Origin of the sequence: Polaribacter sp. PL03 (genome assembly GCF_033875165.1) — a bacterium.
GTDB lineage: Bacteria > Bacteroidota > Bacteroidia > Flavobacteriales > Flavobacteriaceae > Polaribacter.
In genome coordinates this window covers 100,795-124,320 of sequence record NZ_JAWZSV010000004.1, presented here as the reverse complement: position 1 = coordinate 124,320, position 23,526 = coordinate 100,795, and the positions used below count along the sequence as shown (strand labels likewise).

The window sequence follows — 23,526 nt, the reverse complement described above, 5'->3', positions numbered from 1 at the left end:
AAACTTTAAAGTGATTGAATTTTATTAATAACTCCCCCTAATTCAGCATTTAGTTCAGTATTGAAATCACTATCTATACCATATTCTTTTTTTACATTTTCTTTAAATAACTCTTTAACTCCAAGAGAAAATTCTGAAATATACTTTTTAGAAGCTCCATTCAATATTTGCTTTGTTATGACATTACCATCATATAAAGTCGATTCATTAGAAAAGATAGGTAAATTATTTTGTCTTTGGATAGGTTTATCCTCCTGATTACTAAACAACCATGTTGCCGAAAATACGTAACGATTTAATATACTTGTAATACAACTTGATATTAAATTAAACTTTTCTTTAGTAAGACCATCTTTCAACTCTTCCTCAATTATTAAAATAATTTCCCTTTTTATATCTTTTTTAGAATTGCTTTTTAAAATTTCTGAAAAGATTGTATTAAAAACTTCATTATTCCCTTTTTTAGGTTTTGTATCATTTTTAAAACGTATTGAAGTTAGTTTATTAGACCAATGATTCAATACTAGGTCAGAAAACATTTCACTTGTATTTTTTGCTTTTAATTTTGTTGATAATAGATCATCAATTGTTACTCCTATTTGACTTTTTAATATTTCGTTTAAATCTTCTTCTCCAACTTCAAAAAAGCCTAACAATTCCTGCTTAATAACGGTTTTAGGGGTATTACTATCTAAATCAATACCTAAGGGATTTAGAAATGCTTTAACTTTATTATAATCAATTTTCTCCTCTACCTCTTCCTTTTGAACATTAAATTTAAACTCATATAGTAATCGCCAAATCTCATTTTCTGTAGTTGCTATTTGTTTTAAATAATTACTTAATGGACTATCAAAATTATTATTAAGACTTAAAATCGAAGTAAATGCCATTGCTCCTTTTATTTTAGCTTGTCGCAAATCTTCATCCATATTACCAGATGAATACTCACTTTCTAATATATTTAGAGTTTTCTGAATAGTATCTTCATAAATATTATGTAATTGAGCTAACATATTTATGGGGTGAGAAGACGGCTCCAAATATTTACATAAATAGTCTATACCTGTTTTGTTTGGTGTAAGTAACTCTTTCCACAATGTCTTTTTATCAAAAATAAAATCATTTGCTATTTTTGAATTCATAAATGATGTTTCCATATCATTTATAATCCCTACTTTTTCAGGTCTAAGCATTTCTTCTTTTTGATTTACAGGCTCGTATCCTTGAAAGAAAGCTCCTGAAAAACCTGGGTCTCGTATTGGAAATATAAATTTGAAATGTTCATTTTTATGAGACCAATTTTCTGTCCATTTATCCTGAACAGGTTTACTCATATAATTACTGAAGTTTTCTTTAAAACGAGCGTACCATTTTGAGTTATGGGAATCTGGATCATTTAATACCTCTGCACCGCCTTTTCCATTGAGTTCTACATTAAATTTGGTCATTGCAATTAATAGCGGAGAAATATTATTTACCTCACATTCAATATTTTCAGATTTAAGCAGTCTTAATACTTTTTCTTGGTGTTCTTTTCTTGATTCAGGGTTAGTACCAATATATCTTTTTATCCATTTATCTAACAATCCAGGAGATTCAGAAACTAACGGTGGCTCATTATCCATACAATATAACAAGGTTGAAATTCCAATATCTCTATTATATAAATAGAATAAATAAGAAACTTTACCTCTTACAAACATCGAAAGTTTTGCATTTTCCTTGTTAGAATTGAATACTACTTCGGGTATCCTATCTCTGCTTTTACTTCCTGGAAAATCTAATATATCTGTATATAATAGAAACTTTTTCTCCTCTTTCTCAAGAAAGTCATTTGGAATTTCAAAATGTAATTCTTTAATAAGGGCGCTAAATTCACTTACTCCAACATTATTTAATTCTCCTTTTTCATTACATACGGAAAGTTCTTCTAAAGTAGCTGTATGAAACATTTCTTTTACACGTTCTACATCTAAAATATTTGTTGTGTTGCCAAATAGCGGATTTTTTTCACCGTTAATAATTGCTTTATCATTTACGTAAGCAATATTAGAAAAACCAACCACATTTAAAGTGTCACTTAATTTATTGAAGACACTAGTAAGAAATTCATTTTTTCCCCAAAAAAAATGTAACAATTCCCACCTTCTATTGTGGGCTATTTTAGGAAGTAGTAGAATTAAATCATTAAAAAAATCAATACTTTCACAGTATTTTATACGGTAATTATCTTTATAATTATTAATAAGATAATCATTAAAATCATAAATTTCATCTTCATGTAAATCTGAAACATTTACATTATTATTTTCTGTTTTAAAAGAGGCTACTTTCTCTAAAATTTCCTCTTTATCTAATTCATCAATATAATCTTGAATATCTTCTAAATATCCATTGATAATGATTGAAGCCACATCAAGTTGACTTAATAATTCTACTTTATATGGATATTCCTTTTTTACATTGTTTGGTTTACTTGTTGAAAAACGAGTAATAACTCCGGTTGACTCCCTTCCTCCTGGAGGATTTATTTTTTGTAAAAAATCAATTCGTTCTTGAGTTATGGAATTTAAAACTTCTAATTTTGAAGTTTTTGGAGATTTAGCTAAACTTCTAACCAAAAATGATTTACCAACCTGACTTTGCCCAAAAACTGCCACTGAAGGTCTTTTATTAGTAGCTTGAATTACTCTATTTAAGTTTCTTTTATTTTCTTGTAATAACTTTATTTTAGTTTCTTTTGTAGCGATATCTCCATTTTCATCTATCCATTTAATCCCATCCTGAAGAGCTGAAACTACTTTTTCAGTTTTCGAATTTATGTCCTTAAATCTGTTATTAATACTTTGCATAATTAGATGGTTTTTACGTTTCCAAATTTTAAAACTTCGTCATTTTCTGTACTTAAAAGAATATAAGTCAAGCCTCTTAAGATTCTTTGACCGTTACCTGAAACGTTTTTGTGAAATTTTGGATCTACAAAATTCCCATCTTCAGGAGAAATAAAACTATAGTTTGGAGTTTTTAGGTTGATTGAATTAGCAATCGATCTATAAATATATTTTTGCTGTGTAATACTATAAGCTTGTAATTTCCTAAGCATTTCACTAAGTAAATTATATAGGTTTTCAATGCTTATTTGTTCTTTCTGTAGTTCTACGTCTACAATAACTAATTCATTTATTAATGTAGTTAAAAACAATAATCCTTCTTCATAATTATCTTCTACAATTTCTGCAATTAATGAATTTAATTCTACAAAGCTTTTAGGTAAGCGAGAAACAATTTCAAAAGAATCTTCTTGTTTTACATTTTTTATAACTTCATTATTTTTGTCTACAAGTACTTTTGAAATCGCAAATAACTTATTTATAACTCTTCTTGAAATCTCTAAATACTTATCAGTATTTTGTTGATTTAGATTCTGAAACGTCTGAATATCATCCTTAGTAAACTCCTTTTCATTTTTATTTAAAAAAAAATCGATTGTCTCGCTAACATTTTCCAATGATACCTTTGAAGTATCATTGCCACTCTTCAAATTTTCATTTTGTTGTGTATTATTATTCCCTCTTGGATTAATTCTTAATTTATTCATCAGTGTAATTTTTAAGTAAGAATGATCCATTGTCTTTCCAGTATTCTAGACCACTAGGTAACGTTTTAAAGAGCAGTGTAAAATAGCTTTCTCCATCAACCTCATAACCATTTTTATCTACGATAGCAATATCATCTATTAATAACTCTTCCTTATTCTCTTCATCTCTGCTAATGGTAATAGTAAAAGGATACTCAAAATCTTCTTTCGTTAATAGTTCTTTATGAAGATCATCTTTAAAACCAAAAACATATAAGGAAGTTGCAATCCAATCTTCCGAAGGTAACTGACGCATTCCTATTGAAATCGGTGCTCCAAAAAATTTAAATGCACCTTCAAATTTATTTTTTTCAAATATGATTTTAGAATCTTTAATTCGTGAAAAATCATCACTCATTACCCCTAAATATTCTGCTGTAGATTGAATTTCAGATAACCTACTTAAATCTATTCTAAACTTATCTAATCTATTTATAGAACTAAGAAAAGCTATTAAAGCCCCTACACTCACTGTTGTTTTAGGATCTTTTACTTCACCGAAATTTGCAAAAGGATACCAATCTCCAAATTTATAATTTCCGAAATTTATAATTTTATCTGGGCTTAATACAAGTGTTTTTTCAAATAATTCTCTAATAATTCCTAGGTTACTTGACTTTCCTGACAACAATAAAACATCACAATCAAAAACCCCCATTAAGGCCGTCAATTGTTCTATTACAGGCTTAATAATATCTGCAATGGCATAATTAATCAAGCTAGTGTCAAAATCTATTAAAACATCTAAAAAGTTAAAAGTAGGAAGTGCACACTTTTTTTGAATTACTTCTTCTATGTAGGGAATTAAATTATTTTTTGGTTTTGGATATGATTTAAAAATATCACTTATTTTCTTCTTCCGATTTATCGCATTATTCATAACGTGATTTATCGCTTCGTAAGCACAATAAGTAGCAATTTGATTTGCAAATTGTTTTCTGTAAATTCTATGAGTAGCAGCCTGATTACCTAAGTTTTGACCAAAAAGATAATTGAGTGTTTCATCTACATTAATACCTCCATCTTCTTTTAAACTCTTTTCTATACTTGGAAGCACAACAAATTCTATAATTCGTTTAACAATATCGTCTCCAGCAACATTAAAGCCTTCCCAAAAAACAGGAATTGGCTTAATAATTGGTATTTCAGAATCTGCATCTGTTTGATAATTACAAATCATCAAATCAGTAGTTCCTCCCCCAATATCTACACTTGCAATGGTTACAGATTCCTTATCTGGGTGTAACGTGTTTTTTCGTTTTTTCCCCTTATATCTAAAAAATAATTCGTGTTTACCTTTAAATTTATCAACCAACTCACTATATAAGTAAGTGATTTGAGAACATGTTGCTTCATCATATTTCCAATATTTTTGCTCCTCTTCAAAAGACTCCTCGTTTTCACTTGGATGAATTTTTAATTGTTCATGAATAATATTTGGATACTGTTTCTTTACAAGTAAAACAGCTGTCTCTAATGATTTATTTAAATAAGTTTGCTCTTTCAACGTCATTGCTGTTGGACAAGTAATAACAATATCTTTTAGAATTCTTCGAAAAGAAGAGTTCCCCATATCCTTTCTGAAATTATGATTATTAATTTGGGAAATGGCTTGATATATTATCTCTACTAAAGCAAAAGTCATTAAGGATGCTCTAGAATAGTTGCTTTCTGTTGTTGGAAACCCACTTTCATTTAAAGAACCATCAATATTTAGATATTCAGCGATTCCGAATAATGCCGCTTTTTTTAAATTTTGAGTCTGGCTATACCCAATATAACCATCCTTATCTACTTTAATCCATGGTAAATTAGACTCACTGTAATCCCATAAATAGCGCTTAGGACTACTCATTGTTGCTTGAGAGTCTTCACTCTCAAAAATAGAAGTTAACCTTACAGCCTCTTTACCAACCCTTAGAAGACTTGGCCATTGAAAAACATCGTTAAAAAAAGCACTCGCTTCATTTCCGAATTTTTCTTCAGCAAAAGCCACTTGCATTTCAAACGGTTCTGCATAAGTTTTATATGGTATCGATAAATCTCGTATTTGAACTTTCTTGGATGATGTTAAGTCAAATGTAGAATTTGCCTTGGGAGAAGTTGTTTCTACAAGCAATCCACAAGTTCTAGAGTTACCTATGTCTAATATTAGACTAGTATCTATAGTTCTTTCTCCTGTCAACAGTGCTATTTCTGGAAAACCACCTACCTTATCTAATATATCAAGTAGTACAAAGTAGTTTGCATAGTGCCTAAAATAGTTTTTAGTATTGGAAGCTTTTAAGTCATAAATATTCGTTAACCAAGTATCAATATCTTCCCTACTATAAAAAGAAGTAAAAAAACGCTCTTTTATTACACATTTAAATCTAATGTTACCAGAAGGAGTCGCATCTGATTCATTTGGTTTTAAATATTTTTTTTGTTCATTGCTAGACGTTTCTGTATCGAATGCAAGTACAATTTTATGTGTACAGTTTTCTTTTTTTTTTGTTTCTAAATCTACTTCACCAAACCACATTCTACACCAGTCTTGCGGTCCTGCATGAAATGGTTTAGATTTATCGTTTCTTGTTCTAAAATATGGAATCGGAATCCAATGACCTGTATAAATGTCAAAAGCTTCTCTACCTCTTATTTTATAAATATTTTTCTTTGCAATAATTTTTATAAAATCTTCTCGAATTTCATCAGGAATTACATTTCCATTTTTATCAATGGCTTCTGCATTAATGGAGTCGAAATCTATGTATTGGTCGTTCCATTTATAGGGAAAAAGTATAGAGCCCGACTCTTCTTTACCCTCTTCATCATATATAATTTCCTCAGCAAAACTTTTTTCACTACTTAAATTATCGTCTTCATCTATATTTAATGGAATTTCTATAAATTGAATTCCTGTATTTTGAATTAATTCGATCATATTTTATAGAATTTTCTATTTAGTAATATTTAATATTCTGGCTCTCCAAATAGCCGTGATAAATTTCATTGTTCCCCTCAACCTTAACACTATAAGTATTTAGTTTTAAATCTTTATTTTTAATAAAAATTTCATCATTGCTTTTTAAATATATCAAAACATTAGGGGTTGACTTCCCTATTTCTTTTGGGGAAGAGTATAATGGTATATATGAATATGAAGCACCATTTATATACGCTTTTTTATTTATCACCCTAACTCTATCGGTATCAATGTTTTTTGAAATAAGACGATTTGAAACATAGCCCGTCTCACTTCCACTATTGTAGCTAATTTTTGCCCAAAGCGTTTTTTTATCAAAACCTAATAACACTACTTTATCACCATCAGATAATGTCGTTTTTAAATTATTAATATTAGAATCATAAACAGGAGTACTTCTAACATTCACATTATAATTACTATGACTGATATAAACAACATCGTTAATTGGAAACAATGAACTATTAACTACCTTTTTCGTTTCTCCTCCATTTTTAGTAATAAACAACAAAGCAAAAACGAGTGCTCCAATAAAAAAACAAAATGTCAAAATTCTAAATAGGTTTCTATCTTTCTGTATTTTGTTTTTTTCCGAAGTAACCTTAATTAATTCATTCTTAAAATTAAGATTTTCAGCAGTACTAGAACTTAAAACTTCCTTCTTTTGAATTGATGTCCTTGGGTTTAATATGGTTTGGATGTTTATCCTTTGATACTTTTCGTAACCAAACTCTTTAAGTAAAACTGTGGAAGGAGTTAGCAATAAACATTCTATTTTACCGAATGAAGTGTTATTACAAAATTGATTTAGGCATGTATTTACTCCCTTATTAGAAATTGAAACCTCATCAAATGCTATTATAGAAGGCTTTAAATTATTAGGAGATAGCTTTTGATTTTTGAATATCTTAAAATCCTTATTAGTACTGGGTAAAATTACTCCCAAATTTTCATCTTCAACATCAAAGTTACTCTCAAAATTACGTTGCAACTGACTTAGTAAATACTTAACACCATCAATTATTTTATTCTCATTAATCTGAAATTCTTTAAAACAGATTGCGCTACCTAAAAGAAAGCTTTCATTATTTTTATTCACACGTTCTAGTAAAACTACTAAATACGCATCTTTTAAACCTACAGTCCCTAACTTACTACTTATTCTTTTAAAACAGAGTACTTTTTCCTCTACTCCTTTTAATTGGTTTAAATTATCAATAATTGAATTAACATTATTAGCTAACTGCAATTCTTCAAACATACCGTTTGAATCTACAACAAGGTTTGACGTTTTTTTAAATATTGCATAGCCAATATTGTTCATATGCTGTTTTTATTTTTTGAAAAATGGTAGTTTTATTTTCGAACCTTTTTTTAATTTATCTAATTCCCCATTCTCTTTTTCTATCATCCATTTAAAATGTTCTAACACTTCTGAACCTTTTAATGTTTCGAAAATTTTTGGATCCATTTTTTGATATATATCATTATCATCTCTATCTTCAATATATAGTTTTAAAACATTATCTAAGTTCCCTTCTCCCTGCCATTTTAAAGACGGATTAAGTGGTTTAATTTCATTTTTAAGCGTAACAAAAAATGTATTTTTAGAACTTGGCTTCAACTTTCCAACTAAATCCTTATTAGTATAATCAAACTCCCAAAATTCCCATATATGTTTATTTATATATTTTTCTTCTAAAGAACTCGTCTTACCTTTTAAATGTTTTTCTAATATTTTTTTTGCAAGTTTTTTAAACTCAATAGGATCAGAAGTAGAACTACTTTTATCTATCTTTTTTAATTGCCTTATTTCTTCTTCCTCTAGCTTTTCTTTTTCCTCTTTAATATCTTTATTTGTCTTTGAAATTATTTGATTAAGTTTTTTATTTTGCTTACTTAAATCTTTTGAATCTCCTTTTTCAAGTATAAATAAGACTACAAAAGTTGATAAGAATATTAATAATACGGAAAATACTGAAATGTTACGAATAGTGTTCTTCCTTATATTTCCTGGTAGTTTCTCAAAATAACTCTTTACAATACTTTCATTACTTTTTAGAGAATTTGGTTTTAATACATTAGCCGCATTACTAATTATGTCATTTAGCTCATTAACTTTATTAGAGTTTTGATTCTCACTTAATGTATTCCTACTGTTAGAAGTATTATTCACTAAACGTTTAGCTTCATTGAGCTCTCTAGAAGCATTTCTAGTATTATTTTTAACTTGAGTTAAATCTTCATTACCTCTATTAATTTCTTTATCTAACCTTTCAAGTTCAGTCTTCCTTGAGATTATCTGACTATCTAAGCGTTTTACTTCATTAGTCTCAACATCAATTTTACGTTTAAGAGTAACTGCTTCTTTTTTAATTGAGCCAAACTTTTCCTCAGCATTAATTAGTCTGTCTTTATAAAAACCTAAGTGTTTGTCGTAATTAAATAAAGAGCTAAAATCTATCTGTAAAAAACCATTAGCTTTTAATTTATTTAAAACCTTAGTAGAAATACTGGCATAAATAAAATCTACTGAATGATAAGAGTTATTTAAAGAAAAATTAGTCAGTAGAGAAACAGCATCCTTTTCTAGACTATGTAACTTTACCACTAGGTTCTTACTAGTTGTAGAAATAGAAGAATAATTTAATTTACTCTCTTCAAACATACCAAACTCCTTATTGGTGTCTGGTAATTTAACATTCCAGTTAGATGAGTCAATAGCTTTAAAACGATTATCAGCATCTACATTTTCTTTCATTTTAGAAAATAAATACAGAAGTCCAGAAACCATTTTCTCGGAATTTTGCATTTTGTTCTTAAAACATATTGCACTACCAACAAAGCCTCCAGATCTATTTTCACCATATTGAAGTGCATTTTCATAAAGTACAATTAGCAACGCATCTTTTTTATCTAAATTTTGAGAGCTAGATGGAATACGTCTAATCATTAACACTTGTTCTCCTTTTTCTAGAACAACATGTGAGCTATTTAAATATAAAGATTTATCTAAATTTAATTCTTTAAACAAGCCATTGGATAACACCGAAATACCTTTAGGACTTCCAAAAACCGCATATCCTATATTACTCATTTGAAAATAGTTTTTTTAGTGATTGAATAATATTACTAACTGTAGATTTTTTAACCTCTTGATCTAACGATATACCCGTTGCTGTAGAATACATCCATTTTAAAAGTTTTTCTGAGTCTTCAGGTATAAACTTATAAGTATCACCTCTTTCAGAATTTGATATTACATCTCCAATAGAAAACTTCATATAAGCCATCTCTCTATTATCATCAAATAAATTATTAGTAAGAATAGGCAATTTCTCCTCTAAGTAATCCTTTACATTTTCATATTCATCCTCAATTTTATCCCATTTATTAACAGTAATCAAAACAGGGTTATGGGTATGACCTAATTTATGAACATGCTTTAAAAATTGATTTATTAAGTCTTCACTATTCTCTGGCGTATCCACATCTACAACACATATAAAAATCATGTTACATTCAGGATGTTTCATATATGCATTAATACGCTCATCAAAATCACCTCCTGAACGACCTTCATCTCTTAATTCAATTTCACTAAGATCTTCTCCTGCCATTTCCAACAAACAAAAAGGCATACTAGGCTTTCCACTAGGTTGAAACTCTAAATTAATTTCCGTTGGAAACACAAACTCGGTAGGATCTAAAGTTTGAGTTCCAGCAATAAACTCACCTTTCCTAACCTTTTTAGTCATTTCGCTTAAAATATAATCTCCTTTTCGATGATGATTATGTTCATTTAAACTGAGCGACCTTAATTGCCCTATTCTAGAGGTTTGAATATAATATAAAAGCCCAGATAGCATTGCCGATTTACCCGCAGTTGAATTACCAAATACAAAGAAATATGGCATATTGGGATCTATCTCTAAATCCATTGATGCTTTTGTCGCGGGATCAGATGTTGTTATATCCGGTTGCTCTTCAAACACATAGTCATCATCTTCATCAAATTCATTATCTCCAAAAGGATTATCTTCAGTAGGATATGTATTTTGAGAATATTCGGTATCTTCAATAGTACGTACTGAATCGTTCTCATTAAAATCAAAAGGGTTTGAAGCTTCTATTATAGGATCTTCAATAATTTCTTTCGCTTTCTCTACATCAATTTCATGAATCGATTTTCGGTTTATTGGTATTTTAATTTTAATGTTCTTCGCCATAATTATTTTTTACAAACCTCTTGGACCTGTTGATGTGTATTTTCTTTCTTTGTTGTAGGAAAGTGCTAAAAAAACAAACCCTAATGTTGCTAAATCAATTATTAAACTTATAATTATTGAAAAAACCGTAGCAGAATTATTATCCCTCCTAACGAATGCACTATCCAAAACAGATTTTATATTTTTAGCATTTACAGCTTCATAATCTGACACTTCCTCATAAGTAAAAGCTGTTAAAAAACCTTTGGCTTTTTGACCAATATCATCATTAACGCTTTTAATTTTCTTAATAACATCAACACCTCCTTTTTTTAACTGTACCTCATTCGCTGATTTCAACAGAGAATCTGCAACTATATTTACAGGTTTATACAAAGATGTTAGTTCATTTAACTTGGTATTAACTTCATTTTCTTTTGAATCTTTTAACGAATTAAAATAACTCATTGCCGCCTTTTCAAAATTGATATATTTTTTAACATGAATTTTAGTCATACTTGATTGTGAAGACGCATTATATTTTAAATTATAATCACTAAATAACAGAGCAATTTCTCCCCATTTCTTTTTTGCTTCTTTTCCATATCCTGTTGGAGGCGTTTCCATTTGAAACTTTAAAAGCTTTAACTCACCTTTAAGTCTTGTTTCTAGATCAAATAAACCAGTAGAGTTATTTAAACCAGAAACGGCACTTTCATAAGTTTTCTTAAATGTTGTTTTATATTCGGTTAAATCTTTGTTTAAAAGACTACCCTCCATTTGATTTCCATAAAAATAAGTGAAGTTCCCGAAAAAACTAATTAATAATGGTAGTAAAAAACCTAATGATTGTTTTAAGTGGCTTTCCCCCTTTTTTCGCCTTTCCATTATAATATAATTCAAGCCAAAAAACAATAAACCCGTTGCGGTAGCTAAAACAATTGCTAAATATTCGTCAAGAAAACCTCTATAACCTTTATAGGTTGCAATAGCACTGAATGGGACTAGGAGAAAGTTTAATGCAAAAAAGATAATTTTAAAACCGACCTCTTGCTTATCGTCAGTCTTTTCAGGATTATTTCGAGTTTTGTAGTTTATTGCCATGCCTTTTTTTTAAGCCAAATATATTGATTTATCAACAAATAAAATCACAAAAACCTATATAAAAAGCATTTTTTTAAGAATCAAATGTACTTATATATAAGCAACAATAATTACGGGTTTCCGTAATCATTGTTGTAACAACTTTAAAAATTTATTTCCACCGACTTTTATTAAAAAAAGAGATGGCACTTAAAATTTTAATATAATAAAAAAAACAAAGGACGATTCTCTACAATTACGAATATAGTCGTTTCATTTTTTCTTTATATTACTCAATGTGCACCTACACCTATTTGCTTCAAAACATTTTTCTTTAACTAAATTAAATAGATCGTTTTCGGATTGAATTGCAGCAAATAAAGTCATGGAAGATTTTAACTTTAAGAAGAACTGAACTAAAACTTAAATTGCGACTTAAGTTGCAACTTTCTTTTTTGATTCAAAAATATTCTTATATTTGAGTAGAAATTTATTATAAATCAGAGTACACATTTCGGTACACGATTTAGTTAAAAAAGAGCATAAAAGCGTAAAAAATCAGGTTTTTTGTTAAATTCATAACCCTGAGGTCACGGGTTCAAATCCCGTTCTCGCTACAAGCTTTAATTAGTTTTAAAACAACAGTTTAGTTTACACTAAGCTGTTGTTTTTGTTTAAAATTTGAGATTAAAACTACTTATTAGAACTGAAATAAAGTCTAAATTCTATTTATTTCACTCTAAAAGAGCATCTAATTTTAAGATAAAATTAGGCGGTTTAACTCTAAAAATCTATTTTTTTTTATAGAAATCTATTCTATTTTAAATGTTAGATTGTAAACTACGATATATAAAAAAAACTCCTACCCTATATTTGGGAGGAGTTTTTTTTATCTGTGGAAAAAGTTTTCAATTATTCTTAGAGCTAACAAATAAATATAGCCCTGATTGAAGCTTTGTTTGAGCTCTTTTTTGTTTCTTTTTAGAACAAAAAAAGCGAGTGCGTAAAGCAGGAAATAGCTTCTTATAAATAGAAACTATTGTGTTACAGCGTATTTAATTTCTTTTGATACTTCTAATGGAAATAATTTTTCAGCTTCTGCTAAATCGTTTATTGTATCTATTTCATACCAAGGTTTCTCATCGAAAGAAACGGCTTCTAATATTAAACTTTTTTCTTCGACCATTTTAGAGAAAACAACCTCATAATAGCAATTTACACTTCCTTCAGAAATATATTGATTCAGTTTTTTTGTAACCTCATTCCATGTTGAAAGTGAAAAACTATAAATGTTTACCGTTTTGTAACGAACATCTGTATATTCTTCTGTTGTGCCTGCTTGAAACTTAGTAACTACATTAAGATTATTAACTGCTACTGTGGTTCCATTAAGCCAAGGTTGCATCTTCGCAACTGCCATTCTATCTGGGTACACCATTTTATTTAGTAAAGAAGTTTCTAAAACTAAATCGCTTTCTAAAAGTACAAAAGGTTCGTTTATAATATTTCTAGCCATCCAAAGTGAATAGATATTGTTGGTTGTTTTGTACAACGGATTATGTACGTATTCTACAGTTAAACCTTCTGTTTTACTTTCTATAAAATCTACAATGCATTCTTTTTTATAACCTGTTACAATTACAAGACGTTTAAAACCTTGCTTTTGCAAGTTGATTACTAGACGTTCTAAAATAGACTTTTCACTAACTAATGTTAAACATTTAGGAGCATCTTTTGTAATAGGAAAAAGACGACTACCAGTTCCTGCAGCTAATAACAATGCAGTTGTTATGCGATTTCCATCGCTATTTTTTTCTAAATTAATATTCATGTAATAATTATTTTTTCATCAAAATGAAACATAAACACTCTTTTAAAAGTCTTTAAGTATAGCAAATTGATGTGAGGACTTTTTTGAGGGTTTAAAGAATATATATGAAATTTATTTATGTACTGGTAGATTAATAGGCAATTTTACAACAAAAAATGATACAGTTTTTGTTATGAAAGAGTAAAAAATCAGTTTGCAAAGTTACTTCCATAACATAGAATTATCTACTTTTATTTTAAATAATTATTACTTTAAAACTCAATACATTAATATAAAAGTGAAGAAAAAAAACAACTTTTATAGATTCTAATTGTATAAAAAAAGCCTCCATTAAAGAGGCTTTTTTTAATTACACTAACTTCTTAGCGTTTTGTACTTTTTGCTTTGTGAGCGCTAACTCTATTACTTCTTTCATTTCTGTTACATAATGAAAAGTTAAGCCCTTTAAATAACTTTCTTTTATTTCTAAAATGTCTTTTTCATTTTCTTTACACAGAATTATTTCTTTAATATTTGCTCTTTTAGCAGCTAATATTTTTTCTTTAATTCCGCCAACTGGCAATACTTTTCCTCGTAAAGTAATTTCACCAGTCATGGCTAATTTATTTTTAATTTTACGTTGTGTATAAGAAGAAACTAAAGATGTTAACATAGTAATACCTGCACTTGGCCCGTCTTTTGGTGTTGCGCCTTCTGGCACGTGAATGTGTACATTGTACTTTTCTAAGATTTCTGGTTTAATACCAAACTCTTCTGCATTCGATTTTATGTATTGCAACGCAATTGTTGCAGATTCTTTCATTACAGTACCTAAATTACCTGTTATAGAAAGTGTTCCTTTTCCTTTAGATAGAATAGATTCTATAAATAAAATATCTCCACCAACTTGTGTCCAAGCTAAACCGGTTACTACACCAGCAACATCGTTATTTTCAAATTTCCCTCTATTTCTTGGTGTACCTAAAATATCTTCTACTTTTTCAGATGTTAATGTAACATCATACTCTTCTTCTAAAGCAATAGATTTTGCTGCGAAACGAACTACTTTTGCTATTTTCTTTTCTAAACCACGTACACCAGATTCTCTAGTATAGCCTTCTACAATTTGTTCTAATTGTTTTTTACCTAACTTTAAATCTTTAATAGTTAAACCGTGTTCTTTTAATTGTTTTGGTAATAAATGTCTTTTGGCAATTTCTACTTTCTCTTCGATAGTATAACCTGTTACATTTATAATCTCCATTCTATCGCGCAAAGCCCAAGGAATTTGACCTAAGTTATTTGCGGTAGCTATAAAAAGTATTTTAGATAAGTCGTAACCAACTTCTAAATAATTATCGTAAAATGCTTCATTTTGCTCAGGGTCTAATACTTCTAACATTGCAGAAGAAGGATCGCCTTGACTGCTATTACTTAATTTATCTATTTCATCTAAAACAAAAACCGGATTTGAAGTTCCTGCTTTTTTCAAATTCTGAATTAAACGCCCTGGCATTGCACCAATATATGTTTTTCTATGTCCTCTAATTTCTGCTTCATCACGCAAACCTCCTAGAGACATGCGTACATATTTACGGCCTAAAGCTTCTGCTACAGATTTTCCTAAAGAAGTTTTACCAACTCCTGGAGGACCGTATAAACAGATAATTGGCGATTTCATATCTCCTCTTAACTTTAAAACGGCTAAATGCTCTATAATTCTTTCTTTTACTTTTTCTAAACCAAAGTGATCTCTATCTAAAACCTTAGTTGCTTGTTTTAAATCGAATTTATCTTTAGAATAAATTCCCCAAGGTAATTCTAACAACAGTTCTAAATAACTTCTCTGAATACCATATTCAGCAGCTTGCGGATTCATTCTTTTTAAGCGGTTTAACTCTTTTTCGAAAGTTTTAGCAACTTCTTTGTTCCACTTTTTAGATTTGGCTTGCTGGCGCATTTCTTCTAATTCCTCATCATTAGAAGTACCACCCAATTCTTCTTGAATTGTTTTTAACTGTTGGTGTAAATAATACTCTCGTTGTTGTTGGTCTAAATCTTCACGGGTTTTAGATTGAATATCATTACGCAACTGTAACTTCTGAAGTTCTTTATTTAGATTTTTTAAAGCCAACAAAGCACGTTCTTTTAGATTATCTTTCTCTAAAATAACTTGTTTCTGAGCAACAGTTAAATCCATATTTGATGAAATAAAATTCACCAAAAACGAATTTGATTTTATATTTTTAATAGCAAAAGATGCTTCAGAAGGTAACATTGGGTTTTCCTTAATAACCTCTAATGCTTGTTCTTTAATAGAGTCTATAATTGCTTCAAACTCTTTTTCATCATCAACTTCCTTGTCTTCAATAGCCTCTTTTACAGTTGCTTTTAAATACGGTTTGTCTTGTACAATCGTATCTATTTCAAAACGTTTTTTACCCTGAATAATAACGGTTGTATTACCATCTGGCATTTTTAAAACACGTAAAATTTGCGCTACCACACCTGTTGTATGAATATCTTTTAAGCCAGGTTCTTCTTCATCTTCATTTCTTTGGGCAACAACACCAATTACTTTATCACCTTTATTTGCATCTTTTATTAACTGAATAGATGCATCTCTACCAGCAGTAATAGGAATTACAACTCCTGGAAATAAAACGGTATTTCTAAGTGGTAAAATTGGTAATATTTCTGGTACACTTTCTTTATTTATAATTTCTTCATCTTCTGGCGTCATCAAAGGAATTAACTCAGAATCTTCATTTAACATATTATGAAGCGACATGTTGTCTAATCTCATTACTTTTGGTTTACTCATCTTCTATATATCTGTCATACTGACATTGAGCTTTAAAACTAAAAAACTCAATACCTGCTTTATGATTATTAATTAACTGAAAATCAAAATATTAAAATAAAAAACAATTGACTTTCTACTTATAAAAGTCAATTGTTGTGCCAAAAGAATTTATTGGCAAATAAGATTTAAAGGAATTCGTTAAGATTTATATTCTAAACCAATAGTATTTCTAACCTTGTCTAAGGTTTTTATTAAGTTTCTAGAAAAATCAAAAGTCATAATATTACTTTCTTTTTTATCCTCTCTTATAAGTTGATTAAAATGTTCGGTTTCGAAATTATAACCTATTGTTTTGTAATTAAAATCTATTGTTTCTTCTTTACCATTATTAATAACGGTAACAGTTGTTGGCATATGAAACATTGTATTTATTCTTACAACACCTTTATCAAATGTAAAAATAGCTTCTGTTGCCATATTTTTTAATAGGCTGCTTTTTAAAACTGCTTTTGTTTCTTTATAAGTAAAAAACATATCGCAACTAGAATCTGCTCCGTTTTCGAAAAAAGTAGCTTTTGCTTCAATATTTTCTGGAACTCCTAAAGTAGATAATGCAACAAAAATTGGGTAAATTCCAATATCTAATAAACTACCACCACCAACTTCTTTTTTAAATAATCTACTACTTTCATCGAAAGGTGTAGTAAAACCAAAATCTGCTTCAATATTTAAAAGTTTGCCAAATTTCTCATTTTTTATAACTTCTAAAACATATTTATAATGTGGTAAGAAATAAGTCCATAAAGCTTCCATTAATAACACATTATTTTCTTTAGCTAGAGCGATCATCTCTTCTACTTCTTGCAAATTCATTGCAAAAGGTTTTTCACATAAAACTGCCTTTTTATTTTTTAAACAAAGCATTGTATGTTCTTTATGAAAACTATGCGGTGTAGCAATATAAACAGCATCTACTTCTGTATCTTTAGCTAATTCTTCATAAGAATTATAAGCTTTTGTAGCATTGTATTTTTTTGAAAAATCGTTTGCTTTTTCGATATTTCTTGAAGCTACCGCTACCAATTTAGCATCAGCCATAGTAACTAAATCTGCGGCAAATTTATTGGCTATATTTCCAAGGCCAATAATTCCCCAACGTATAATTTTCTTTTCCATAATTTATTCGATTTCTACCGTTTTAAAGGCTTCGTTATTTTTTTCTTTCGACGGAATAATGGTTTGTAATATAATTGCAATCGCCATTACTAAAACACAACCTAGTAAGTTTAACCATAAATACGGTAACCAATCTAAAATAAAAACCCAAATAATTAATGCTTGTGTTATTAAAGCTGCTATAAAAACGGCGTTTCCTTTTACGAATTTAATAAAAAAAGCTAACAAGAAAATTCCCAACACATTTCCGTAGAAAATAGAACCTATAATATTTACAAGCTGAATTAAATTATCGAATAAATTGGCAACACAAGCAACCGAAATGGCTATAATACCCCAAACTAACGTAAACCATTTAGACGCTTTTACATAATGTTCCTCTGTTTTTTCATCACCAACATTACGTTTATACAAATCGATAGCGGTTGTACTTGCCAATGCATTTAATTCTGAAGCTGTAGATGACATTGCAGCCGATAAAATTACAGCTAATAAAAGCCCTATTAATCCTCTTGGTAAATTGTTTAAAATAAAATGAATAAAGACATAATCTTTATCATTCGATTCTATTTTATCTAAGGTATTTTCTTCATCAATCTTATTAATAATTGCTTTTGCAGATTCTTTAATTTCTAAATCTCTAGTATTTAAATTTTGAATTTCTTCTTTTTCAGAAGCCTGAAAACCATCAATAAAAAATGCCTTTTTACTATTTTCGATAGCAATATGTTCTGCTTCTAATTGTTTATATTCTTGTGCATAATTAGAGTTTAAAACAGCTTCATTTGCACCTGGATTAAAGTTTAATGGCGATGGGTTAAATTGATAAAACACAAAAACCATTACACCAATTAACAAAATAAAAAACTGCATTGGTACCTTTAACAACCCGTTAAAAATTAAACCCAACTGACTTTCTCTAACAGATTTACCAGACAAATAACGTTGTACTTGACTTTGGTCTGTTCCAAAATACGAAAGCATTAAAAAAGTTCCACCAAGAATCCCTGTCCAAACTGTATAACGATTACTTAAATCAAAAGAAAAATCTAACACTTCCATTTTATTACTTGCACCGGCAATTTCCAATGCTTTTGTAAACGTAATATTTTCTGGTAGCTGACTCATAATCATAAAAAATGCAATTAACATTCCTATAAAAATGATGATCATTTGTTGTTTCTGTGTAACATTTACAGCCTTTGTTCCTCCAGAAACCGTATAGATAATTACTAAAAAACCTATAATAATATTCAGCATTAATAAATCCCATCCTAAAACTGCAGAAAGTATAATTGCAGGTGCAAAAATGGTTATTCCTGCTGCTAAACCTCTCTGAATTAAAAATAAAATAGCTGCTAAACTTCTCGTTTTTAAATCGAATCTTCCTTCTAAAAACTCGTACGCTGTATAGACTTTTAATTTATGATAAATGGGTATAAAAACAACGCAAATAATTACCATTGCAATTGGCAATCCGAAGTAAAATTGTACAAAACCCATACCGCTATGAAACGCTTGCCCTGGAGTAGATAAAAACGTAATTGCACTTGCTTGAGTTGCCATAACAGACAAACCAATCGTCCACCATTTCGAGTCACTTCCACCTTTTATATAATCGGTAACATTCTTGTTTTTTCTGGTTACGTATGTTCCATAAGCAACAATAAAGATTAATGTTACAGATAAAATAACCCAATCTACAGCGTGTAATTTACTTTCTATTTCCATCAATTAAACTGTAAAATAATTAGTAATAAAATAAAACGCAATTATGTAAATAACATTGGCTATTAAAACCAATGAATATTCTTTTTTCCAGGTGTATTTTTGTCCTTTCATTTTATTGTTTTTTTGAAGCTATTTCCCGCTTTCCACTATATCTTTTTATGAAAAATAAAAAAGGTTAAAAATATCAACAGATATTTGAACGGTTTCAATAAGGGCTAAACTTACTTGCTAACATTTCTCTTTTACTATTTTGAAACTTCTTTACCAACAGACAACATGTTCGCAAATAATTTATACGCCCCAGAAACTCCTGCAGGTAATTCTCTAAAGAAACTTAGTCCTGTATAAATATAATTCCCTTTACCATGCTTTGCAATTAGTAGGCTTCCGTTTTTTGCAGTTTCACCTTTGTCATGCATAGATAAAATTGGTGTAAACTCTTTACTCCAAGAATTAGGAAAATACAAACCACGTTCTTGTACCCAACCGTTAAAATCTTCATTTGTAATTTTGTTTGGAAAATTTAAAAGCGAATGTTCTTTTGCTAAAATATTAACCGCAGCAAATTCATCTGTAACTCTATCTCTAGAAAGAGATAAAGAGAAAGGAGCAGCAACATCTACACCTCTATTGGTATTGTATTGCACAATCATGTTTCCTCCTTTTTCTACATATTCTAATAAGAATTTTTGTTTAAATTTTAATTCTTTTACTACATTATATGCTCTAATTCCAAGTACAATAGCGTCGTACTTTAATAAATTCTTCTCGTTAATTTCTAACGGATTAATGTTTTCTACAGTATACCCAATCTGACGTAAACTTTCTGGGACAGCATCTCCAGCTCCTTTAATATAACCAATATAATTACCTGCTTTTTTTATATTTAAACGAACAATTTTCGCTTTAGAATTAGACAAAACAGATTGTTTAGGTATGTGGTTGTAATTAATTTCTATCAATTCTTTTTTGTACATTTTCCCTTCAGAACTTGCAATTACTTCTAAACTTCCTTCAGATTGATTTTTAGGTGGAGTTACTAAAAAAGTAACCGTTCTTTTATCATTCTTTTGGTTAATATTAAAAGCAATTTCTTTTGGCGAAACCATCCAACTTGTTGGTACTTTTAAACTTACAGTTCCTTTAATATTATTTGCGCCTGCTCTTACTTCTACTAATACTTTTTTAGCAACATCATTAGAAAAAATAAGTACTTTATCTTTTAGCTTTGTTGTAATTTTAGGTAAAATTTCAAACGGCTCATAGATTTCTCCTTTATCTCTTTCTGCGTATTTTCTTAGTACATTCTTTGTAATTGTAATAGCAACATTATTAATTAATAAATTAAAATCTATTGTTGCAGGTCTTGGTGTTTCTGGTTTCCCTATTAATTTTTGATCATCAACTTTATACATTCCTAAAGTAGCTTCTTTTCTTAACCAATAAGGATCTGAATAAGTATTTGTTTTTAAATTGATACTTTCTTTAAAAGTTATTTTTTTGTTAGCGTCTAAATCAATGTTTTTAGTAAGCTTTTTATTATCAATTGTAGACGTTATAGAAATAAGTTCCATAGAAACACTACTTCTATTTAATGCTTCAAAATTTACTTCTATAGTAGAATTTGGTGTTCCAGAAGAACTATTTGCAGAAGCTTCTAAATACAAACCTGCACATGCTTCAATAATTTCTTTTAGTTGCTTTTCTTTAATTGTTCGCCAATGTGTGTCTTCTAACTTCTGCACTAATTGGTACGCTTCCATTAATTGCGGCAAATATTTAGACGGATTCACAAAATCGAAATTTTCTTCTACATCATATAAAATATCTCCAATATCACCTCCATTTTTAAGACGATTCCAAGTAGTATTTATTCCAGAAAAAACATCATTTTCATCTTTTGGTTTGTCTCCTTTTAAAAACTCCACATATTCATTTTGTTCTCCTCTTGTGGTAACTCTTCCAAAACCTTGGCACAAATGCTGGCTACTTGCCATAGATGCTAGCTCGTTATTAGACAAACCTTTTAAAGGATAATAAACACCTACATTAAAAGAAGTTAATTTTCCTTTGGTTGCTTTATCAAAATCTGATTGATTTCTATAAAACCAAGAAGATGTATTAAAAAACAATCTTTTTGGTTGCCATGTTTCTGTATATTTTAATTGCTCTTTATATTTATTTTTATCACCAACTAAATCAAAAGCTTCTACACTTAACATTGCAGAAGTTGTATGATGCCCATGTGTAGTACCTGGAGTTCTATGATTAAATCTATTAATAATTACATCTGGTTTAAAAGTTCTAATAGCCCAAACAACATCACTTAAAACTTCTTCTTTGTTCCAGATTTCTAATGTTTCATCTGGATGTTTAGAATACCCAAAATCATTTGCTCTAGTAAAAAATTGTTGGCCGCCATCTACTCTTCTGGCTGCTAATAATTCTTGTGTTCTAATAACACCTAACAATTCTCTAATTTCTGAACCAATTAAATTCTGCCCACCATCTCCTCTAGTTAGAGATAAATAGCCTGTTCTTGCTTTTACGTTATTTGCTAAATAAGCAATTAATCGTGTGTTTTCATCATCTGGGTGTGCAGCGATGTACAAAGCAGTTCCTAAAAAATTCAATTTTTGAATTTTTTCATAAATCTGATTTGAAGTTAATTTTTGTGGTTTTTGAGCGATTACTGAAGTTGAAATCAATAAAAAAGCTAATGTAGATAGTAAAAATTTCTTCATGTTTATAAATTGGTCAATAAAACAAATGTAGTTTTTTATAAGGCTCATTAAGATTTGTTAACATAATTATAACGTTTGTAAATTCATCAATAAAAATGCTGATAACCTGTTAATAAATTAATTTTTAAAGTCACTTATTTAGAATATATTTGTAAAACAAATTAAGAAAACACATTACATGAAATTTATTGTATCGAGTTCGCAATTATTAAAACAATTACAAGTTTTAGGCGGCGTTATAAATAGTAACAACACTTTACCAATTTTAGATAATTTTTTGTTTGAATTATCAGAAAATGAATTGAAAGTTTCTGCATCAGATTTAGAAACAACAATGAGTTCTGTAGTTGAAGTAGAAAGTGAAAGTTCTGGTTCTATTGCTGTATCTGCTCGTTTATTACTAGATACTTTAAAAACGTTTCCAAACCAACCTTTAACATTTAAAACAGAAGGTGATAATACTATTGAAATTAGCTCTGACCAAGGTAAATATGACATGGCTTATTTTGGTGGAGATGAGTTTCCGAAAGCGGTTTCTTTACCATCGCCAAGTAAAACAATTGTACCTGCAAGTATATTAGGAACAGCGATTTCTAAAACAATTTTCGCTGCTGGAAACGACGATTTGCGCCCAGTAATGAGCGGAGTGTTTTTTCAATTTAGTTCACAAAGTTTAACTTTTGTTGCTACAGATGCTCATAAATTAGTAAAATATTCTAGAACAGATGTTACTGCAGATGAAACTGCAGAATTCATTATGCCAAAGAAACCTTTAAATTTATTAAAAGGAATATTAGGTGGTTCTGAAAGTGATGTTACTATCGAATATAATGATGCAAATGCAAAATTTACATTTGATAATATCGTTTTAGTTTGTCGTTTAATTGATGGAAAATATCCTAATTACGAAGCTGTTATTCCAAAAGAGAATCCTAATAAATTAACTGTAGATAGAGCTTCATTCTTAAACTCTGTAAGACGTGTTTCTATTTTTTCTAGTAAGACAACACACCAGATTCGTTTAAAAATGGCAGGTACAGAATTAAATATTTCTGCTGAAGATTTAGATTTTGCAAATAAAGCAGATGAACGTTTAAGTTGTGATTACCAAGGTGATGATATGCAAATTGGTTTTAACTCTCGTTTTTTAAGCGAAATGTTAAACAATTTAAGTTCTAACGAAGTTTTAATTGAAATGTCTTTACCAAACAGAGCAGGAATTTTAACTCCAATAGATGGTACAGATGAAGGGGAACAAGTTACAATGCTTGTTATGCCTGTAATGTTAAATAACTAAATAGCTTAAAAAAAAAATATTATTTCTAAACAAACAGAAATATATAATATAAAAAAACCACAA

General features: G+C 29.1%; 13 protein-coding genes, 1 tRNA gene and 1 pseudogene. 2 read left to right on the top strand and 13 right to left on the bottom strand.

The genetic code is table 11. The features are described from left to right. Positions 1 to 5 precede the first annotated feature (5 nt). The 8 genes and pseudogenes from SHK09_RS09300 to SHK09_RS09265 all read right to left on the bottom strand — a co-directional run. Entirely contained in the window at positions 6 to 2,855 is a 2,850-nt protein-coding gene (locus tag SHK09_RS09300) for a virulence factor SrfC family protein (RefSeq protein WP_319810498.1), read from the bottom strand. A 2-nt stretch (positions 2,856 to 2,857) separates the two neighbouring features. Next, positions 2,858 to 3,601, bottom strand: coding sequence for a hypothetical protein (locus SHK09_RS09295; protein ID WP_249989321.1), 744 nt, complete (start codon positions 3,599 to 3,601; stop codon positions 2,858 to 2,860). After that, positions 3,594 to 6,566 (bottom strand): virulence factor SrfB, encoded by a 2,973-nt coding sequence (locus SHK09_RS09290; RefSeq protein WP_249989320.1) that lies wholly within the window; start codon positions 6,564 to 6,566, stop codon positions 3,594 to 3,596. Before SHK09_RS09290 ends, SHK09_RS09295 begins: the two co-directional genes overlap by 8 nt. A 19-nt stretch (positions 6,567 to 6,585) precedes the next feature. Further along, positions 6,586 to 7,932 carry an SH3 domain-containing protein gene (locus SHK09_RS09285; RefSeq protein ID WP_249989319.1) on the bottom strand — a complete coding sequence of 449 codons (1,347 nt, stop codon included), beginning with the start codon at positions 7,930 to 7,932 and terminating at the stop codon, positions 6,586 to 6,588. 9 nt (positions 7,933 to 7,941) lie between these two features. Continuing rightward, positions 7,942 to 9,705 (bottom strand): hypothetical protein, encoded by a 1,764-nt coding sequence (locus SHK09_RS09280; RefSeq protein WP_249989318.1) that lies wholly within the window; start codon positions 9,703 to 9,705, stop codon positions 7,942 to 7,944. Next, positions 9,698 to 10,837 (bottom strand): hypothetical protein, encoded by a 1,140-nt coding sequence (locus tag SHK09_RS09275; RefSeq protein ID WP_319810497.1) that lies wholly within the window; start codon positions 10,835 to 10,837, stop codon positions 9,698 to 9,700. Before SHK09_RS09275 ends, SHK09_RS09280 begins: the two co-directional genes overlap by 8 nt. A gap of 9 nt (positions 10,838 to 10,846) precedes the next feature. Continuing rightward, positions 10,847 to 11,920 (bottom strand): hypothetical protein, encoded by a 1,074-nt coding sequence (locus tag SHK09_RS09270; protein WP_319810496.1) that lies wholly within the window; start codon positions 11,918 to 11,920, stop codon positions 10,847 to 10,849. A gap of 252 nt (positions 11,921 to 12,172) precedes the next feature. Next, positions 12,173 to 12,292 (bottom strand): annotated as a pseudogene (locus SHK09_RS09265) (DUF1810 domain-containing protein); the annotation flags it as partial. A 146-nt stretch (positions 12,293 to 12,438) separates the two neighbouring features. Between SHK09_RS09265 and SHK09_RS09260 the strand changes: the two are divergent. Continuing rightward, positions 12,439 to 12,516, top strand: a tRNA-Leu gene (locus SHK09_RS09260). Between the two features lie 419 nt (positions 12,517 to 12,935). On the opposite strand, the gene SHK09_RS09255 is transcribed toward SHK09_RS09260, so the two are convergent. From SHK09_RS09255 to SHK09_RS09235, 5 genes are all read right to left on the bottom strand, one after another. Beyond that, positions 12,936 to 13,730: a phosphocholine cytidylyltransferase family protein gene (locus tag SHK09_RS09255; RefSeq protein ID WP_319810495.1), complete on the bottom strand. Its 795-nt coding sequence runs from the start codon at positions 13,728 to 13,730 to the stop codon at positions 12,936 to 12,938. A 349-nt stretch (positions 13,731 to 14,079) separates the two neighbouring features. Continuing rightward, positions 14,080 to 16,533, bottom strand: a complete 2,454-nt coding sequence (gene lon, locus SHK09_RS09250) for an endopeptidase La (protein ID WP_319810494.1) — start codon at positions 16,531 to 16,533, stop codon at positions 14,080 to 14,082. A 180-nt stretch (positions 16,534 to 16,713) separates the two neighbouring features. Continuing rightward, complete coding sequence (locus SHK09_RS09245) at positions 16,714 to 17,691, bottom strand: Gfo/Idh/MocA family oxidoreductase (protein WP_319810493.1); 978 nt, start codon at positions 17,689 to 17,691, stop codon at positions 16,714 to 16,716. A 3-nt stretch (positions 17,692 to 17,694) separates the two neighbouring features. Further along, complete coding sequence (locus SHK09_RS09240) at positions 17,695 to 19,422, bottom strand: sodium:solute symporter family transporter (RefSeq protein WP_319810492.1); 1,728 nt, start codon at positions 19,420 to 19,422, stop codon at positions 17,695 to 17,697. Positions 19,423 to 19,667: 245 nt separating this feature from the next. Continuing rightward, positions 19,668 to 22,166, bottom strand: coding sequence for a PIG-L family deacetylase (locus SHK09_RS09235; protein WP_319810491.1), 2,499 nt, complete (start codon positions 22,164 to 22,166; stop codon positions 19,668 to 19,670). Between the two features lie 178 nt (positions 22,167 to 22,344). On the opposite strand from SHK09_RS09235, the gene dnaN reads away from it, so the two are divergent. Continuing rightward, positions 22,345 to 23,463, top strand: a complete 1,119-nt coding sequence (gene dnaN / locus SHK09_RS09230) for a DNA polymerase III subunit beta (protein WP_319810490.1) — start codon at positions 22,345 to 22,347, stop codon at positions 23,461 to 23,463. Positions 23,464 to 23,526: the final 63 nt, after the last annotated feature.

Bases quoted from the DNA above. Each gene is read 5' to 3' on its own strand.
- SHK09_RS09300 (WP_319810498.1), bottom strand. From the start codon at position 2,855: ATGCAAAGTATTAATAACAGATTTAAGGACATAAATTCGAAAACTGAA.
- SHK09_RS09295 (WP_249989321.1), bottom strand. From the start codon at position 3,601: ATGAATAAATTAAGAATTAATCCAAGAGGGAATAATAATACACAACAA.
- SHK09_RS09290 (WP_249989320.1), bottom strand. From the start codon at position 6,566: ATGATCGAATTAATTCAAAATACAGGAATTCAATTTATAGAAATTCCA.
- SHK09_RS09285 (WP_249989319.1), bottom strand. From the start codon at position 7,932: ATGAACAATATTGGCTATGCAATATTTAAAAAAACGTCAAACCTTGTT.
- SHK09_RS09280 (WP_249989318.1), bottom strand. From the start codon at position 9,705: ATGAGTAATATAGGATATGCGGTTTTTGGAAGTCCTAAAGGTATTTCG.
- SHK09_RS09275 (WP_319810497.1), bottom strand. From the start codon at position 10,837: ATGGCGAAGAACATTAAAATTAAAATACCAATAAACCGAAAATCGATT.
- SHK09_RS09270 (WP_319810496.1), bottom strand. From the start codon at position 11,920: ATGGCAATAAACTACAAAACTCGAAATAATCCTGAAAAGACTGACGAT.
- SHK09_RS09255 (WP_319810495.1), bottom strand. From the start codon at position 13,730: ATGAATATTAATTTAGAAAAAAATAGCGATGGAAATCGCATAACAACT.
- lon (WP_319810494.1), bottom strand. From the start codon at position 16,533: ATGAGTAAACCAAAAGTAATGAGATTAGACAACATGTCGCTTCATAAT.
- SHK09_RS09245 (WP_319810493.1), bottom strand. From the start codon at position 17,691: ATGGAAAAGAAAATTATACGTTGGGGAATTATTGGCCTTGGAAATATA.
- SHK09_RS09240 (WP_319810492.1), bottom strand. From the start codon at position 19,422: ATGGAAATAGAAAGTAAATTACACGCTGTAGATTGGGTTATTTTATCT.
- SHK09_RS09235 (WP_319810491.1), bottom strand. From the start codon at position 22,166: ATGAAGAAATTTTTACTATCTACATTAGCTTTTTTATTGATTTCAACT.
- dnaN (WP_319810490.1), top strand. From the start codon at position 22,345: ATGAAATTTATTGTATCGAGTTCGCAATTATTAAAACAATTACAAGTT.